The organism is Actinorhabdospora filicis, from assembly GCF_030269765.1.
Taxonomy (GTDB): domain Bacteria; phylum Actinomycetota; class Actinomycetes; order Mycobacteriales; family Micromonosporaceae; genus Actinorhabdospora; species Actinorhabdospora filicis.
Window position 1 is genome coordinate 56386 of the sequence record NZ_BSTX01000003.1, and the last position, 14417, is coordinate 70802.

At 71.9% G+C, this 14417-nt stretch carries 20 protein-coding genes; 9 read left to right on the forward strand and 11 right to left on the reverse strand.

Annotated features, from left to right (window positions below):
- Positions 1–24: 24 nt before the first annotated feature.
- Genes QSK10_RS20620 through QSK10_RS20635 form a run of 4 tightly spaced genes read left to right on the forward strand, consistent with a single transcriptional unit; the run spans position 25 to position 2313 of the window.
- Entirely contained in the window at positions 25–1017 is a 993-nt protein-coding gene (locus QSK10_RS20620) for a permease (RefSeq protein ID WP_285664546.1), read from the forward strand.
- Positions 1014–1715, forward strand: a complete 702-nt coding sequence (locus QSK10_RS20625) for a TIGR03943 family putative permease subunit (protein WP_285664547.1) — start codon at positions 1014–1016, stop codon at positions 1713–1715. The genes QSK10_RS20620 and QSK10_RS20625 overlap by 4 nt, the downstream gene beginning before the upstream one ends.
- A gap of 53 nt (positions 1716–1768) precedes the next feature.
- Positions 1769–1996, forward strand: coding sequence for a hypothetical protein (locus tag QSK10_RS20630; RefSeq protein ID WP_285664548.1), 228 nt, complete (start codon positions 1769–1771; stop codon positions 1994–1996).
- Complete coding sequence (locus QSK10_RS20635) at positions 1993–2313, forward strand: type II toxin-antitoxin system PemK/MazF family toxin (RefSeq protein ID WP_285664549.1); 321 nt, start codon at positions 1993–1995, stop codon at positions 2311–2313. The genes QSK10_RS20630 and QSK10_RS20635 overlap by 4 nt, the downstream gene beginning before the upstream one ends.
- Here QSK10_RS20635 and QSK10_RS20640 read toward each other — a convergent pair.
- The 6 genes from QSK10_RS20640 to QSK10_RS20665 form a co-directional block, all read right to left on the reverse strand.
- Positions 2294–2710 (reverse strand): Fur family transcriptional regulator, encoded by a 417-nt coding sequence (locus QSK10_RS20640; RefSeq protein WP_285664550.1) that lies wholly within the window; start codon positions 2708–2710, stop codon positions 2294–2296. The two genes, QSK10_RS20635 and QSK10_RS20640, sit on opposite strands and share 20 nt — an antisense overlap.
- A complete protein-coding gene (locus QSK10_RS20645; RefSeq protein ID WP_285664552.1) occupies positions 2707–3006 on the reverse strand; it encodes an ArsR/SmtB family transcription factor in 300 nt (99 codons plus the stop codon). Before QSK10_RS20645 ends, QSK10_RS20640 begins: the two co-directional genes overlap by 4 nt.
- Before the next feature lie 36 nt (positions 3007–3042).
- Entirely contained in the window at positions 3043–3909 is an 867-nt protein-coding gene (locus tag QSK10_RS20650) for a metal ABC transporter permease (RefSeq protein WP_432705361.1), read from the reverse strand.
- Complete coding sequence (locus QSK10_RS20655; RefSeq protein ID WP_432705351.1) at positions 3906–4646, reverse strand: metal ABC transporter ATP-binding protein; 741 nt, start codon at positions 4644–4646, stop codon at positions 3906–3908. The genes QSK10_RS20650 and QSK10_RS20655 overlap by 4 nt, the downstream gene beginning before the upstream one ends.
- Positions 4639–5589 (reverse strand): metal ABC transporter substrate-binding protein, encoded by a 951-nt coding sequence (locus tag QSK10_RS20660; RefSeq protein WP_285664553.1) that lies wholly within the window; start codon positions 5587–5589, stop codon positions 4639–4641. The genes QSK10_RS20655 and QSK10_RS20660 overlap by 8 nt, the downstream gene beginning before the upstream one ends.
- Positions 5590–5722: 133 nt before the next feature.
- Positions 5723–6328 carry a TetR/AcrR family transcriptional regulator gene (locus tag QSK10_RS20665; protein ID WP_285664554.1) on the reverse strand — a complete coding sequence of 202 codons (606 nt, stop codon included), beginning with the start codon at positions 6326–6328 and terminating at the stop codon, positions 5723–5725.
- 129 nt (positions 6329–6457) lie between these two features.
- On the opposite strand from QSK10_RS20665, the gene QSK10_RS20670 reads away from it, so the two are divergent.
- Positions 6458–7102: an NAD(P)-dependent oxidoreductase gene (locus tag QSK10_RS20670; protein ID WP_285664555.1), complete on the forward strand. Its 645-nt coding sequence runs from the start codon at positions 6458–6460 to the stop codon at positions 7100–7102.
- Positions 7103–7121: 19 nt separating this feature from the next.
- Here the strand turns inward: QSK10_RS20670 and QSK10_RS20675 are convergent, their stop codons facing one another.
- Both QSK10_RS20675 and QSK10_RS20680 read right to left on the reverse strand, forming a co-directional pair.
- Positions 7122–7841 (reverse strand): class I SAM-dependent methyltransferase, encoded by a 720-nt coding sequence (locus QSK10_RS20675; RefSeq protein WP_285664556.1) that lies wholly within the window; start codon positions 7839–7841, stop codon positions 7122–7124.
- 28 nt (positions 7842–7869) lie between these two features.
- The gene (locus QSK10_RS20680; RefSeq protein ID WP_285664557.1) at positions 7870–8154 is read right to left on the reverse strand and encodes a hypothetical protein; all 285 of its coding nucleotides are present in this window, start codon (positions 8152–8154) and stop codon (positions 7870–7872) included.
- Between the two features lie 65 nt (positions 8155–8219).
- Here QSK10_RS20680 and QSK10_RS20685 point away from each other — a divergent pair, with 65 nt between their 5' ends.
- The 3 genes from QSK10_RS20685 to QSK10_RS20695 all read left to right on the forward strand — a co-directional run bounded on the left by QSK10_RS20685 (position 8220) and on the right by QSK10_RS20695 (position 10622).
- The gene (locus QSK10_RS20685) at positions 8220–8558 is read left to right on the forward strand and encodes an antibiotic biosynthesis monooxygenase family protein (RefSeq protein WP_285664558.1); all 339 of its coding nucleotides are present in this window, start codon (positions 8220–8222) and stop codon (positions 8556–8558) included.
- Positions 8555–9112, forward strand: a complete 558-nt coding sequence (locus QSK10_RS20690; RefSeq protein WP_285664559.1) for a hypothetical protein — start codon at positions 8555–8557, stop codon at positions 9110–9112. Before QSK10_RS20685 ends, QSK10_RS20690 begins: the two co-directional genes overlap by 4 nt.
- A gap of 127 nt (positions 9113–9239) precedes the next feature.
- Positions 9240–10622: a glycine--tRNA ligase gene (locus tag QSK10_RS20695; protein ID WP_285664560.1), complete on the forward strand. Its 1383-nt coding sequence runs from the start codon at positions 9240–9242 to the stop codon at positions 10620–10622.
- A 161-nt stretch (positions 10623–10783) separates the two neighbouring features.
- Here QSK10_RS20695 and QSK10_RS20700 read toward each other — a convergent pair whose 3' ends face one another.
- Positions 10784–10984: a hypothetical protein gene (locus tag QSK10_RS20700; RefSeq protein WP_285664561.1), complete on the reverse strand. Its 201-nt coding sequence runs from the start codon at positions 10982–10984 to the stop codon at positions 10784–10786.
- A 233-nt stretch (positions 10985–11217) separates the two neighbouring features.
- Between QSK10_RS20700 and QSK10_RS20705 the strand changes: the two genes are divergently transcribed.
- On the forward strand, positions 11218–12519 hold the full coding sequence (locus tag QSK10_RS20705) for an MFS transporter (protein WP_285664562.1): 1302 nt from the start codon (positions 11218–11220) through the stop codon (positions 12517–12519).
- On the opposite strand, the gene QSK10_RS20710 is transcribed toward QSK10_RS20705, so the two are convergent.
- Entirely contained in the window at positions 12422–13030 is a 609-nt protein-coding gene (locus tag QSK10_RS20710) for a hypothetical protein (protein ID WP_285664563.1), read from the reverse strand. The genes QSK10_RS20705 and QSK10_RS20710 overlap by 98 nt on opposite strands.
- 11 nt (positions 13031–13041) lie before the next feature.
- The gene (locus QSK10_RS20715) at positions 13042–14394 is read right to left on the reverse strand and encodes an FAD-dependent oxidoreductase (RefSeq protein WP_285664564.1); all 1353 of its coding nucleotides are present in this window, start codon (positions 14392–14394) and stop codon (positions 13042–13044) included.
- Positions 14395–14417 lie beyond the last annotated feature (23 nt).

A 14417-nucleotide genomic window follows, 5' to 3' on the forward strand; every position in this document is an offset into this window, starting at 1 on the left:
GGCCTCTGAAGGCAGGCTGTGCGCATGCTCGCCGAGCCGCAGACAAAGCCCGACACGCCCGTCCGGCGGCCCTATCGCCCCGGTGGCCTGGAGCTGCTGGCCCTGGCGATCGTGACGATCGTCATCGCCCGGCCCTGGCTGGTGGCCTGGCTGGACGCCCCCTGGCTCCAGCGGTGGACGGTGGTGTTCGTGTCGGTGGTCGTGCAGGCGATGCCGTTCCTGGTGTTCGGCGTGGTCCTGTCGGCGGTGATCGCGGTGTTCGTGCCGCCGGCGTTCTTCGCCCGCGCGCTGCCGCGCAACCCGGCGCTCGCGGTGCCCGTCGCGGGCGTGGCCGGTGCCGTCCTGCCCGGCTGCGAGTGCGCGTCGGTGCCGGTGGCCGGGGCCTTCATCCGGCGGGGGGTGACGCCCGCGGCGGCCCTGGCGTTCCTGCTCTCGGCGCCCGCGATCAACCCGATCGTGCTGGTCTCCACCGCCGTCGCGTTCCCCGGCAGGCCCTCGTTCGTGGCCGCGCGCTTCGCGGCGTCCCTGCTGGCGGCGGTGGTCATGGGCTGGCTGTGGCTGCGCCTGGGGAAGGCCGACTGGCTGCGTCCCCCGCCGCGCCCGCACACCGAGGGCTCCAAGCTGGCCGCGTTCTGGGGGTCCTGCCGCCATGACATCGTGCATGCGGGAGGCTTCCTCGTCCTGGGCGGCGCGGTGGCGGCCACGCTGAACGCCGTCGTCCCCGAACGCTGGATGACCGCCGTGGCCGGCAACCCCTGGCTGTCGGTGCTGGCGCTGGCGCTGCTGGCCGTCGTGCTGTCGATCTGCTCGGAGGCGGATGCGTTCGTGGCGGCCTCGCTGACCCAGTTCTCGCTCACCGCGCGCCTGGCGTTCCTGGTCGTCGGCCCCATGGTCGACGTGAAGCTGGTGGCGATGCAGGCGGCGACCTTCGGGCGCGCCTTCGCCGCCCGCTTCGCGCCCGCGACCTTCGTCGTGGCCGTCGCCTCCGCCGTCCTCGTCGGGGCGGTGCTGCTGTGAGGCGCGCGACGCAGGCGGTGGTCCTGCTGCTGCTCGGCGGCGCGCTGCTGCGCGTCGGGCTCACCGACGCCTACCTGACCTACGTCAAGGCCGGGTTCCGCCCGATCCTGCTGGCGGCGGCGGTGGTCCTGCTGGCGGTGGCCGCCGCGACGGTCTACTACGAGGTCCGCGAACGCCGGGCGGCCTGCGACCACGGGCACACCCACGAGCCGCGCGTGGCGTGGCTGCTCGTCCTGCCCGTCGCCGGGCTCCTCCTCGTCGCGCCCACCGCCCTCGGCGCCTACGCCGCCACCGAGTCCGGCACCGCGCTCGGGGCGTGGGAGAACATGTCCGATTACCCGCCGCTGCCCGAGGGCGACCCCGCCGAGCTCGCCGTCCTCGACTACGCCTCCCGCGCGATCTTCGACGAGGGCCGCTCCATCGGCGACCGCCGTGTCACGCTCACCGGCTTCATCACCCACGGGGCGAACGGTGAGGTGTACCTGGCGCGGATGATCCTGAGCTGCTGCGCCTCCGACGCCCGCCCGATCAAGGTCGGGCTGGAGGGGGCGGGGGAGTGGGCCGACGATACGTGGGTGCGGGTGGTCGGGAGGTACAGCGCGACGCAGACGCGGGACGCGGTGAACAACGAGCGGATCCCGTACCTGGCGGTGGAGGGTGTGGAGGGGGTGGAGCGGCCGGAGCGGACGTACGAGTGAGCCGGTCCGGATTTGGCCAGCGTGTCCAAGTTATGCATGAGATATTGCTCGGCATGGGGCAGATCAACATGCTTACCGATCCCGAACTCGAGGCGGCGCTTGACGCCCTCATGGTTGACGGTCGCACCCGGGAAGAGGCTGTACGTGACGCCGTGCTCCGAGCGCATCGCGCGATGATGATCGTCGAGCAGGCTAGGGCTGATGCTGAACGGCTTGCTTCGGATCCTGATGATGCAGCGGAAATGCTCGCCATCCAGCGCTTCATGGGCGTCGCCGAATGATCTTTCGCGGGGCCATCCATGAGATCAGGGCGATGCCCGGTGTGTGGGGGAGAGAACAGCAAGGACCGCGGCCTGCCGTGATCATCCAGTCGGACAGCTTCGCGACCAGCGTTGTGACGGTCGCGATCACGTCGGCGAGCGCGGCACCCGCGATCTACCGGCCGGAGATCGAAATCGACGGTCATCGAACCCGGGTTCTCACTGACCAGATCTACTCGGTTTCGCCCGATCGGTTCGGCAAGTTCAAGGGCGCGCTCGACCCAGCGGAGATCATGGCGCTCGATAGTGCGCTGCTCCTCAAGCTCGGTCTGATGTAGCCGCGCACTCCCCGCAAGTCCCGAAGATCTCCAGCGTGTGCGCCACGTCGATGAACCCGTGCTCGGCCGCCACCTTGTCCGCCCACCTCTCCACCGCGGGCCCGGCGACCTCCACGGTCCGCCCGCACGAGCGGCACACGAGGTGGTGGTGGTGTCCCTGCGAGCAGCGGCGGTAGAGGTGCTCGCCGCCGGGGAGGCGCATCACGTCGATGCGGTCGGCGTCGGCGAGGGCCTGGAGCGTCCGGTACACCGTCGTCAGCCCGACCTTCGCACCGCGTTCGCGGAGGAGGGCGTGCAGGTCCTGCGCGCTGCGGAACTCGTCGATCTCGCCGAGGAGCTCCAGGACGGCGGTGCGCTGCCGGGTGGATCGGGTCAGTGTGCTCGTCTGCTCGGTCAAGGCGCCTCCTGGACGTGGTGTACCGCGTCGGCCACGATATGCGCGATGTGGTCGTCGATGAGGGAGTAGGCGATCTCCCGGCCGCGTCGCTGCCCGCGTACGACGCCCGCGCCCCGCAGGATCCGCAGGTGCTGCGACACCAGGGGCTGTGGCGCGCCCAGTGAGTCCACGATCTCATGGACGCACCGCTCGCCGGCGGCCAGCTCGGTGACGATCGCCACGCGCATCGGCGCGGCGAGCGCGCGCAGCAGTTCACCCGCGGCCCGGTAGGCCGCCGTCCGTTCCTCGGCGAGCATGGAGCAACCGTAGCGTGGACCGATAACCAATATCGTCTACCGCACCCGTTCGAGTGCGGCGTCGAGGGAGTCCGCCGGACGGGGTGTGCGTCGCCGCAGCAGGCGCACGACTCCGGCGCCGACGGCGGCGAGGACGAAGAGGGCGAGCGCGGTCAGCACGATCATCGCGCCGGGCGGGACGTCGGCGACGCCGGCGACGAAGACGCCGGATCCGGCGGCCAGGACGCCCAGGAGCATCGCGCCGAACATGGTGACGGTGAAGCCGCGCGCGACCTGCTGCATCGTGGCCACGGGTACCACCATCAGCGCGCTGACCAGCAGGAGTCCGACGGCCTGCATGGCGACGGTGACGGTGACGGCGGTGGTGACGGCCAGCAGCATGTTCAGGGTCCGCACGGGGACGCCGGAGACGCGCGCGTACTCCTCGTCCTGGCACACCGCGAACAGCCATGGGCGCAGCACGATCATCAGGACGGTGACCAGCAGGCCGAGGACGGCGATGGTGCGCAGGTCCTCGGCGGTGGTCGTGGACAGCGAGCCGAAGAGGTAGGACGTGAGGTTCATGGTGCTCTTGTCGCCGGTGAGGCCGATCATGACGACGCCGCCGGCGATGCCGCCGTAGAAGAGCAGGGCGAGGGCGATGTCGCCGCTGGCCTTGGCGCGCTCGCGGATGAGTTCGATGAGGACGGCGCCGATGATGGTGACGATCACGGCGGTGACCACGGGGGAGGTGCGCAGGAGGAAGCCGACGGCGACGCCGGTGAGGGCGACGTGGCCGATGCCGTCGCCGATGAGGGACATGCGCTTCTGGACGAGGAAGACGCCGACGGAGGGTGCGGCGACGCCGATGATCAGGGCGCCGATGAGGGCGCGGATCATGAAGTCGAGGGTGAAGATGCTCAGGTCCACAGCCGCTGCTCCTCGGTGGCGTGGGCGTGCGGGTGGATCCCGGTGTGGGCGGGGATGGCGCCGTCGTGGACGACGCGGCCGTGCGAGAGGACCACCGCGCGGTCGATGATGGGTTCCAGCGGGCCGAGCTCGTGGGCGACGAGGACGATGGTCACCCCGTCGGCGGCGCGCTCGCGCAGGACGGCGGCGAGGGCCTCCTGGCTGGCGGCGTCGACTCCGGCGGTGGGCTCGTCGAGGACGAGCAGGCGGGGTTCGGCGACGAGGGCGCGGGCGATGAGGGCGCGCTGCTGCTGTCCGCCGGAGAGGGTGGCGACGGCGTCACCTGCGCGGTCGGCGAGGCCGACGGCCTCCAGGGCGGTCTCGACGACGGCCTTGTCGGCGCGGCGGGCGGGCAGGCCGATGCGGCGGCGGGAGAGGCGTCCGGCGGAGACGACCTCGCGGACGGTGGCGGGCACGCCGCCGCCGGCGCCGAGGCGCTGGGGGACGTATCCGACGCGCGACCAGTCGCGGAAGCGTTTGACGGGCACGCCGAAGAGTTCGGCGGTGCCGGCGGAGAGCCGGTTGATGCCGAGGGCGGTTTTGACGAGGGTCGACTTGCCGGAGCCGTTGGCGCCCAGGAGCGCCACCGTCCGTCCGGGGTCGACGACGAGATCGACGCCGTGCAGGACGGCGCGGTCCCCGAAGTGGACCACGCCGCCGCGCACGGCGACCGGGTGCAGCTCTTTAGCCACAGCCGAGTGCCTCCTTGAGGGCGGTCAGATTGCCTCGCATGACGGAGAAGTAGTCGCCGGTGGAGTCCTTGGCCAGGCCTTCGATGGGGTCGAGGACCTTGGCCTGCGCGCCGACCTCCTTGGCCAGGGTCTCGGCGACGGCGGGGTTGACGAGGGTCTCGAAGAAGATCGTGGTCACCCCGTGCTCCTTGGCGTACTTGGCCACCTCGGCGATGCGGCCGGGGGAGGGTTCTCCCTCGGGCGTGATGCCGGTGATGGCGATCTGGTTGAGGCCGTAGCGGTCGGCCAGGTATCCGAACGCCGCGTGGCTGGTCACCAATTCCTTGCGCTGGCAGGTTTGCAGGCCGGTGGCGAATTCGGTGTCCAGGGCGGTCAGCTCGGTGCGCAGCTGTGCGGCGCCGGTGGTGTAGTCGGCGGCGTGGGCGGGGTCGAGCTCGCCGAGTTTGGCGGCGACCTGGTCGGCGATGGCGGCCAGGCGGGTCGGGTCGAGCCAGACGTGCGGGTCGAGGGCGTCGTGGTCGTGGTCGGCGTCCTCGCCCTCGGCGGGCAGGTGGTGGTCGACGAGGGGGGTGGCGGTGGCGACGTCGAAGGTCTTGGCCTTGTCCATCCCGGCGACGGCGTCGTCGACGGCGGGCTGGAATCCGCCGAGGTAGACCACGAGCCCGGCGCCGGTCATGTCGGCGACCTGCCGGGGCGACAGCTCCAGGTCGTGCGGTTCGACGCCGGGGGCGGTGAGCCCGGCGACGTTGACGTGCGCGCCGCCGACCCGCTTGGTGACGAACTGGAGCGGGTAGAAGGCGGCGACCGCCTCGACGCTGGCGTCGGGGTTGGCGTTCGGGTCGGGGGTGGTGCCGCCGCCGGCGCCCTTGCCGCAGGCGGCGAGGGCGAGGACGCTCCCGGCGAGCAGCGAGACGGCGGCGACCTTGAGGGGGGACTGTCGCATGCCGCAAGCCTCTCCGCTATCGACAATCATTGTCAACAGCGCATACGGTGATTGAGGGCCCGCGCGGGGGTGCAAATGCGGAGGAACGGTGCGTTACGGACGGTCGGCGGCCATGCGGTAGTGGCCCAGATCTCTACTCGGCGGGGAGGTTCCCCCGCAGCGCGGTCTCGGTGAGCTCCCGCGCGACGGTCGCCTCGTCCTCCTCGGGCCACTTCTCGCCGTAGTAGCGGAGCAGGAATCCCCGCTGCATGGCCGCCCCGATCAGCAGCGCGGCGATCGCCTCGGGCCGCGAGGCGGGGGCCAGGCGGCCCAGCTCGCGCTCGGCGGCCAGGTAGGCGGCGAAGTCCTCGATCGGGCGGGCCGGGCCCATCTGCGGCGGCATGGCCAGCCGGTGCTGGGTCATCAGCTGCGGGTCGGCCATCAGCGCGCCCGCGATCGGGATGGACGCCCGGTAGAACCGCAGGGCCGACAGGGTGACCTCGCCGACGTTGGCCATCAGGTCGCCGGTGCCCGGCTTCAGCGAGGCCAGGGTCCGCGCCAGCACCGGGACGCGCTCCTTGAGCACCGCCACGAACAGCTGTTCCTTGCTGGCGAAGTGCTTGTACAGGTTCGCCTCGGAGTAGCCCGCCTCGCGCGCGATCTGCTTCGTGGTGGCGCGCAGCAGGCCCAGCTCGGTCAGGACGGTGAAGGCGGCGTCGAGGATGCGCTCGCGGGCGTCCGTGGGCTGTACGGGGGCCATGGTCCTCCTCGGGGCGGGGTGGGCTGGACCAGTGTAGGTGAGTGTCCGCTCACCCTGTGCGGTTGCGGGTTGGTAAGTACTCACTTACCTTGGTGAGTGAGTACTTACCAACCTACACAGGGAGCCGTCATGCGCCTCGTCGTCCTCGGTGCCACCGGAGGCATCGGCCGCCATGTCGTCACGCAGGCCCTCGCCGCCGGGCACGAGGTCATCGCCCTCGTCCGTGACCCCTCGGCGGTACCGGGCTCCGCCGACACCCTCGACGTCCGCAAGGCCGACGTCCTCGACCAGGGCGTCCTCACCGCCGAACTCGCCGAGATCAACCCCGACGCCGTCATCTCCGCCCTCGGCGTCCGCCCGCCGGTCAAGGGCCCGGTCAGCCTGCTCACCGACGCGATGGGGGCGCTGATCCCGGCGATGCGGTCCACCGGTATCCGCCGCCTGCTCGTCGTCTCCGCCGCCGGCGCCTATGACGAGGAGGCCGACGGGCCCGTCACCCGCTACGTCGCCAAGCCGCTGCTCAAGCGCCTGCTGCGCTACGGCTTCGACGACACCCGCGCCGCCGACGCCCTCGTCGAGGCCACCGACCTCGACTGGACGATCGTGCGGCCCCCGCGGCTGCTCGACAAGCCGCTGACCACCCGCTACCGCGTCGGCGGCGACCACGGGCTGAAGAAGGCCCTGAACATCCACCGCGCCGACGTCGCGCACTACCTGCTGCGCGCGCTCGGGGAGCGGGGGACGCACCGCCGCGCGCGCGTCATCGCGATCTAGGGCGCCGGGGGGTTCGCGGCTACCGCGCCACGGCCGTGAACCCCTCGATGAACGGGTTCTCCATCAGCGCCGACCAGTAGCCGGCGCCGTAGCGCTCCAGCTCCTCGCCGGGCACCTCCAGGGGATGCCAGGCCATCTCGGTGAAGCCCGCCGCGCGCGCCACCCGGACCACCGTCGAGCGCGGCCACAGGGTGTTGGTCAGGTCGGCGGGCGGATCGCCCGAAAAGCGCATGGTCACCTGCCGGCCGCTGAAGCGGGCCGCCGTCCAGCCGTAGTCGGCCAGGTCGGGCTCGGCGCGGAACTCCGGGTCCACGGTGAGCGTGACCAGCCGCCCGCCCGGGTGCATGCATCCCCGCAGCGAGGCCATCATCGCCGCGAGGGTCTCCTCGTCGGTGGCGTAGGGGAAGAGGTAGGCGGCGGTGGCCAGGTCGTAGCGGCCCCGGTCGGGCAGCGCCGAACCGTCCCCCACGGCGTAGGCGATGCCCAGCCGCTCGCGCCGCTCGCGGTCCTCGGCCAGCTCGATCATGCGCGGCGACAGGTCGATGCCGGTCACCGGATCGGCGCCCCGCACGCGCAGGTCGCGGGTGTAGTACCCGGTCCCGCAGGCCACGTCGACGGCCGACAGGCCCGTCACGTCGCCGGTGAGACGCCGGAACAGCGCGCGCTCGCACAGCACGAGCGTCGCCGTCTCCTTGTAGCGCTCGTATGACGACGCCAGGGCGTCCCCGTACCCGGTCATACGTCCATGGTCACCCCATGGCGGCCGGTTAGAGGAAGAACTTCAAGACGCCCAGGGTGATCAGGGCCAGCACCGGGACCAGGCGCAGCACCCGCGCGCCCGCGCTGTGCCGCCGCCACGTCTTGAGCACCAGGAAGAGGCTGGCCGCCGCGAGCAGCAGCACCAGGATCGCCCCGCCCGGCGCGGGTGTCACCAGGACGCCGAAGGTGACCACCAGGACCGCGAGGAAGACCGCGACCTTCGGCAGCCGCTCCAGCCACAGCAGCCACGCGACCGGCTTCTCGCCCTGGGGGTTGGTGTCGGTCTCGGCCACGTTCGCTCCTCGTCTACCGGTAGCGTCAGGGTAGCTTGCACCACTCTCACCTCAGGAGGCGCGGCGTGCTCGTGGTCAACCGGTTCGATGTGCCCGAGGGCGGCGAGGAGACCTTCCTCCAGCAGGGCGAGGCCGCTCTCACGGCCCTGTCCGCGCGCCCCGGTTTCCTGCGCGGGCGCCTGACGCGGGCCATGGACGAGCCGGGCCGCTGGTGCCTGGTCAGCGAATGGGAGTCGGTCGGGAGCTACCGCCGCGCGCTGTCCAATTTCGACGTGAAGATGTACGGGACGCCGCTGCTGGCCGCCGCGCTGCCGGAGGCCTCGGCCTTCGAGGTGCGCCTGGAGGCCACGCCCGGTGAGCTGCGCGCGTTCGAGGGGGACCTGGCGCCGGGCGGCGCGGCGTGACCCTCCCGCAGGCGATGACGCCGCCACCCCCGCCTCCGCTCCCGCCGGGGCCGCCGCCACCGCCGCGCGGGCCGGGCGTCCGCGTGCCGTTCCTGGCGCCGCCGCGCGAGCGGAACAACACCCGCATCGCGGTGACCGTCCTGGTCGGCGTGGTCCTGCTCGCCGTCTGCGGGGCCGGCGCGCTGTTCGGCGGGGCCGGGCTGATGGATTGGCTGGGCAAGGAGCTGAACACCAAGGCGCGCGCCTCGGCCACCGCGTTCATGGACGCCGTCGTCGCCGGTGAGACCCGCAAGGCCTACGACTCCACGTGCGCCGATCTGCGCGCGCAGGTCTCGGCCGCCGAATTCGAGGTCTTCTGGGGCGAGGTCGCCCCCGAGGGCAGCCGGTACGGGCTGTCCGACCTGGAGACCGACGGCGAGTACCAGTGGATTCCGGTGACGATTCAGCTTGAGGGCGGCGGTGGGGGAAAGATCCGGCTCTACTTCCTCCTGGAGGCCGCCCAGAACGAGGAGGAGCAGGCGCGGATGGAGGTCTGCGGCTGGGAGGTGGCCTGAGAGCGGGGTCATATCGGTTCGCGGCGCGATCACCTCCGGAAGTAGGCTGGCCACGTAACCAAAGGCCACCGGGCGGCGTTATCCCCGGTGGCAACCCGCCGACCACCAGCCGGATGGAGTTCTTCCCGTGTCCCAGGACCGTATCGACGCTCTCGTCTCCCTCGCCAAACGCCGTGGTTTCGTCTTCCCGTCGAGTGAGATCTACGGTGGAACCCGGTCGGCGTGGGACTACGGTCCGCTCGGTGTGGAACTCAAGGAGAACGTGCGCCGTCAGTGGTGGCGCGCGATGGTCCAGACGCGCGATGACGTCGTCGGCCTCGACTCCGCGGTCGTCCTGTCGCGGCAGGTGTGGGAGGCCTCGGGCCACCTCAAGGAGTTCACCGATCCGCTGACCGAGTGCCAGTCGTGCCACAAGCGCTTCCGCGCCGACCACCTCGAAGAGGCCTACGAGGAGAAGCACGGCAAGGCCCCCGAGGGCGGCCTGGCGGCCCTGGCCTGCCCGAACTGCGGCACGCGCGGCGCCTTCACCGAGCCGAAGATGTTCAACGGCATGATGAAGACCTACCTCGGCCCGGTCGAGAGCGACGAGGGCCTGCACTACCTGCGGCCCGAGACCGCGCAGGGCATCTTCGTCAACTACAAGAACGTCGAGACCGCCGCGCGCAAGAAGCCGCCGTTCGGCATCGCGCAGGTCGGCAAGAGCTTCCGCAACGAGATCACCCCCGGTAACTTCATCTTCCGCACCCGCGAGTTCGAGCAGATGGAGATGGAGTTCTTCGTCGAGCCGGGCACCGACGAGGAGTGGCACGAGTACTGGCTGAACGAGCGCTGGAACTGGTACCTGGACCTGGGTCTGTCCGAGGCGAACCTGCGCCGCTACGAGCACCCGAAGGACAAGCTGTCCCACTACTCCAAGCGCACCGTCGACATCGAGTACCGCTTCCAGTTCGGCGGCTCGGAGTTCGGTGAGCTGGAGGGCGTGGCCAACCGCACCGACTTCGACCTGTCCACCCACGCCAAGCACTCCGGCGTGGACCTCACCTACTTCGACCAGGCCAAGGGCGAGCGCTGGACGCCCTACGTCATCGAGCCCGCGGCGGGCCTGACCCGCTCGGTGCTGGCGTTCCTGCTGGAGGCCTACGACGTCGATGAGGCCCCCAACGCCAAGGGCGGCATGGACAAGCGCACGGTCATGCGCTTCGACCCGCGCCTGGCGCCGGTCAAGGTCGCGGTGCTGCCGCTGTCGCGCAACCCCGAGCTGTCGCCGAAGGCCAAGGGCCTGGCCGCCGATCTGCGCAAGCGCTGGATCGTCGACTTCGACGACGCGGGCGCCATCGGCCGCCGCTACCGCCGTCAGGACGAGATCGGCACGCCGCTGTGCGTGACGGTCGATTTCGACACCCTTGAGGACAACGCGGTGACCGTCCGCGACCGCGACACGATGAAGCAGGAGCGGGTGTCGCTGGACAGTGTCGAGGCGTACCTGTGGGAGCGCCTGCCCGGCTGCTGATCTTTGGAATTCGCGTAAAAGGCGGCCCCGACCATCTGGTCGGGGCCGTCGCCGTTTCTTCACAATGTGATTACCCGCGGGTACTTTCGGTTGTCTTTCGGGCCCGGACGGGCTCGCCCACTCCGTTTTCGGCGGAATGGCCCGTGCCCTTTAGGGCAGCCTTATTCGGCGGTGAAGGTCACCGGCGGCGCCACCCATGACGCGACGTCCGCCGGGACGTGACTCCACGTGCTGCCACCGGTCGCGGTGACCGGTCGGCTGGTGGACACCCACATCGCGGCGATGGAGTCCGGGACGGTGAACAGCGGCTCCTGCGCGGAGACGGGGTGCTCTAGCAGGGCGGTGGCCGATGAGTCAGACATTGAAGCTCCTTCCGAATGACAAACGCGCAACCGCCCCCGATAGTTGCGGTCGATCGCGGAATTCTCATCTGACGGTATTCCTCGAATGGCGGCGGTGACTCGTGAATTAACGCCATCGGGGGAGTGCGGGCACTGTGGAGTGTCGGACCTTGGACGGTGGACGACCCGAAAGCATCGAAATGGGCCGATTCGGTTACGGTGAGTGACCATAGTGGCCCGTCAGGTGAGGTCCCATGCCAGCCGGCTCCGTCCAGGTCCCGCTGCGGCGGCTCGTCGTCGCCGGGTTCATCGGCACCGCCATCGAGTTCTACGACTTCTTCGCCTACGGCATCGCCGCCGCGCTGGTCATGAACCGCGAGTTCTTCCCCGCCCTCGATCCCCTCGCCGGGACGCTGGCGGCCTTCTCCACCTACGCCGTCGCCTTCGTCTCGCGGCCGCTGGGCGCGGTCCTGTTCGGGCACCTCGGCGACCGGCTCGGGCGCAAGCGCACGCTGGTGGCGTCCCTGCTGCTCATGGGCCTGTCCACGGTGGCCGTCGGGCTGCTGCCCGGCTACGCGCACATCGGCGCGCTCGCCCCCGTCGCGCTGGTCGTCCTGCGGTTCCTCCAGGGCGTGGGGCTGGGCGGTGAGTGGGGTGGGGCGGTGCTGCTGTCCGTCGAGCACGCTCCGGCCGGGAAGAGCGGCCGCTACGCGCTGTTCCCGCAGCTGGGCCCGCCCGCCGGGTTCGTCGCGGCCAACACCGCGTTCCTGCTCACCGGCCTGCTCCTGCCGGGCGCGGACTGGGCGTGGCGGCTGCCGTTCCTGTTCAGCGCGGCCCTGGTCGCCGTCGGGCTCTACGTGCGCGGGCGCGTGCCGGAGACCCCGGACTTTCGCGCGGCGGCCGCGCGCGGTGAGCTCACCGGCGTCCCCCTGGCCTCGGTGCTGCGGGAGGGGCGGCGGGAGCTGCTGCTGGGCGCGGGGGCGATGACCGTCCAGTACGCGCTGTTCTACTCGGCGACCGCCTACGCGCTGTCCTACGGGGTGGGCGTGCTGGGCCTGCCGCAGGGCGCGATGCTGCTCTACGGGCTCCTCGCGGTGCCGGCCATGGCCGCCGGGACGTGGTGGTCGGCGGTGGCGGGCGACCGTCACGGGCGCCGCCGCCTGGTGGTGTGGTGCTCGGTGCTGGCGGCGGTGTGGGGGCTGGTGATGTTCCCGCTGATGGACGCCGGGGGCGTGCTGCCCGCGCTCGCGGTGGCGCTGCTGATCGTCGGCCTCGGCTACGGGCCGATGGGGGCGCTGCTGCCGGAGCTGTTCGCCGCCCGGCACCGCTACACCGGCGCGGCCCTCGCCTACAGCCTCGGCGGCGTCCTCGGGGGCGCGCTGCCGCCGCTGATCGCCTCGGGGCTCCAGGCGCGGTACGGGCCGTGGGCGGTGGGCGGCTACCTGTCGGCGGTGGCGCTCATCGGCCTGTGCTGCGCGGTGGCGCTGCCGCGTCCAGGCGTGCCAGCGCGGCCAGGAAGCCCGGTTCCGGTGAGGACAGGACCCGCGCCTCGGTGACGCCCGCGCGCCCGGCCGCGTCGGCCATGGACGCCTGGGCCAGCACGATCGCGCCCGGCCCGTCGGCGGCGGTGATCGCCGCGGCGATCAGGCCGAGGTAGCCGTCGCGGTCCCCGGCCTCGAAGCGCGCCCACGCGTCCTCGACCACGTGCGTCGCCGCCGCCTCGCCGCCCTCCTCGGCCAGCAGCGCCAGGCTCGGCGCCAGGGTGCTCGCCACCGTCGCCAGGACCGTGATCGGCCCGCCGTGGGCCACCGCCGCCGCCATCATCGCCCGGTCCAGGCGCAGCGCGCCCGCCGCCTCGGCCGCCGGGCCGATCGAGGAGCACGTGCACAGCACCGCCGGGCCGAGGGCGCGCACGGCCCGCGCGACCCCACCGTCCACACCCGCGCGGGCGGCGTCCAGAAGGTCGGCCCGGACCTCGTGGCGCAACTCCAGCCCGGGCGCGTGCTCATCGCGCAGCGCCTCGAAGACGGGGACGTGGACGGGCGAGGTGTGCAGCATGGCCAGCATGGCCGGGGACGCTATCCCGCGCGCGAAACCGCGTCCACCGGCGTCCCGGCACGTGAGAGCTCCTTCCTGCGCCTGCGGGCCGCGCGCAGGATCTTCACGATCATCGCGGGTTTGAACAGCACCTCCGGCGGCAGCAGCAGGTGCTGGACGCGCATGTACACCCGCCGGATCTCCGGGTCGTTCTGCGCGGCGAACTGCAGCTCGCGCCCGAAGCGGTTGCGCAGCCCGACCCCGCGCGGGCGCTCACCCTTGGTCTGCGGGTAGGTGAAGTCGGCGCCCACGGCGAACTGCCACGGGGTGGTGATGATGCGCGCGGCCTCGCGGTAGTAGGCGGCCTCGTCGAGCGGCCCGGCGTCCAGCAGCGCGCCCAGCGCGACGGCCTCCTGCGCGCCGCACGTCATGCCCTGCCCGTAGATCGGGTTGAAGCTGCACATGGCGTCCCCGAGCGCCAGGTAGCCCGCCGGGACCCGGTCGAGCTCCTCGAAGTGCCGCCGCCGGCTGGCCGGATAGCCGCAGGTCACGAGGTCGGTCAGCGGCTCGCGCTCGGTGACCAGCCGCGCGATCTCGGGCAGCGGCAGGCTCTTGGCATGCGCCAGGAACGCGTCCTCGTCGCCCGGATAGTCGCCGTGCCAGCCGCCCATCGAGATCAGCCAGCGGTCGCCCTCGATCGGCAGCGCCAGGCCCGCGCGCAGCTCGTGCGGCGGCGTGGGCAGCGCGAAGTGGGCGACGGAGTCGTCCATGTCGCCGGGCAGCCGCCGGAACAGGCGCGTGGAGTAGCCGACGTCGATGCGGACCTCGGTGACGCGCGGCGCGGGCAGGCCCAGCGCGGCCAGCCACCGGTCGGAGCGGCTGCCGCGTCCGGTGCAGTCCACGACGAGGTCGGCGTCCAGCCCGCCCTCACCGGTGGTCACCCCGGTCACGCGCCCGTCGTCGCCGCTCAGGCCCGAGACGGCCAGGCCGGAGCGGAACGCGACGTTCGGGAACGCCGCGACGCGCCCGCGCAGCACCCACTCCAGCAGCGGGCGGCTGAACGTGATCAGCTCCAGGCCCGTGTCGATCTTCGGCCAGCGCGCGCCGTAGCGGTGGAAGGCCAGGTCCTCGCCCGGCTCGAACGGGACCGCGCCCGCCGCGATCATCTCCTCCCGCAGCCCCGGGAGCAGCTTCTCCAGTGCCTGCTGGCCGGCGCCCAGCAGCACGTGCCCGTGCTCGCTCTGCGGGACGCCCCGGCGCGGCACCGCCCCCTCGGCCAGCTCGTCGCGGTCGATGACGGTGACCTGCGCGAAGCGCGACGCCAGCATCGCCGCCGCGGCCAGACCCGCCACACCCGCGCCCGCGACCACCGCATGTGTCCTCTGTGGAGTCATAGGGTCATACTGGCGCGAATCGG

Bases quoted from the DNA above. Each gene is read 5' to 3' on its own strand.
- QSK10_RS20620 (WP_285664546.1), top strand. From the start codon at position 25: ATGCTCGCCGAGCCGCAGACAAAGCCCGACACGCCCGTCCGGCGGCCC.
- QSK10_RS20630 (WP_285664548.1), top strand. From the start codon at position 1,769: ATGGGGCAGATCAACATGCTTACCGATCCCGAACTCGAGGCGGCGCTT.
- QSK10_RS20635 (WP_285664549.1), top strand. From the start codon at position 1,993: ATGATCTTTCGCGGGGCCATCCATGAGATCAGGGCGATGCCCGGTGTG.
- QSK10_RS20645 (WP_285664552.1), bottom strand. From the start codon at position 3,006: ATGCTCGCCGAGGAACGGACGGCGGCCTACCGGGCCGCGGGTGAACTG.
- QSK10_RS20660 (WP_285664553.1), bottom strand. From the start codon at position 5,589: ATGCGACAGTCCCCCCTCAAGGTCGCCGCCGTCTCGCTGCTCGCCGGG.
- QSK10_RS20665 (WP_285664554.1), bottom strand. From the start codon at position 6,328: ATGGCCCCCGTACAGCCCACGGACGCCCGCGAGCGCATCCTCGACGCC.
- QSK10_RS20670 (WP_285664555.1), top strand. From the start codon at position 6,458: ATGCGCCTCGTCGTCCTCGGTGCCACCGGAGGCATCGGCCGCCATGTC.
- QSK10_RS20675 (WP_285664556.1), bottom strand. From the start codon at position 7,841: ATGACCGGGTACGGGGACGCCCTGGCGTCGTCATACGAGCGCTACAAG.
- QSK10_RS20700 (WP_285664561.1), bottom strand. From the start codon at position 10,984: ATGTCTGACTCATCGGCCACCGCCCTGCTAGAGCACCCCGTCTCCGCG.
- QSK10_RS20705 (WP_285664562.1), top strand. From the start codon at position 11,218: ATGCCAGCCGGCTCCGTCCAGGTCCCGCTGCGGCGGCTCGTCGTCGCC.
- QSK10_RS20710 (WP_285664563.1), bottom strand. From the start codon at position 13,030: ATGCTGGCCATGCTGCACACCTCGCCCGTCCACGTCCCCGTCTTCGAG.
- QSK10_RS20715 (WP_285664564.1), bottom strand. From the start codon at position 14,394: ATGACTCCACAGAGGACACATGCGGTGGTCGCGGGCGCGGGTGTGGCG.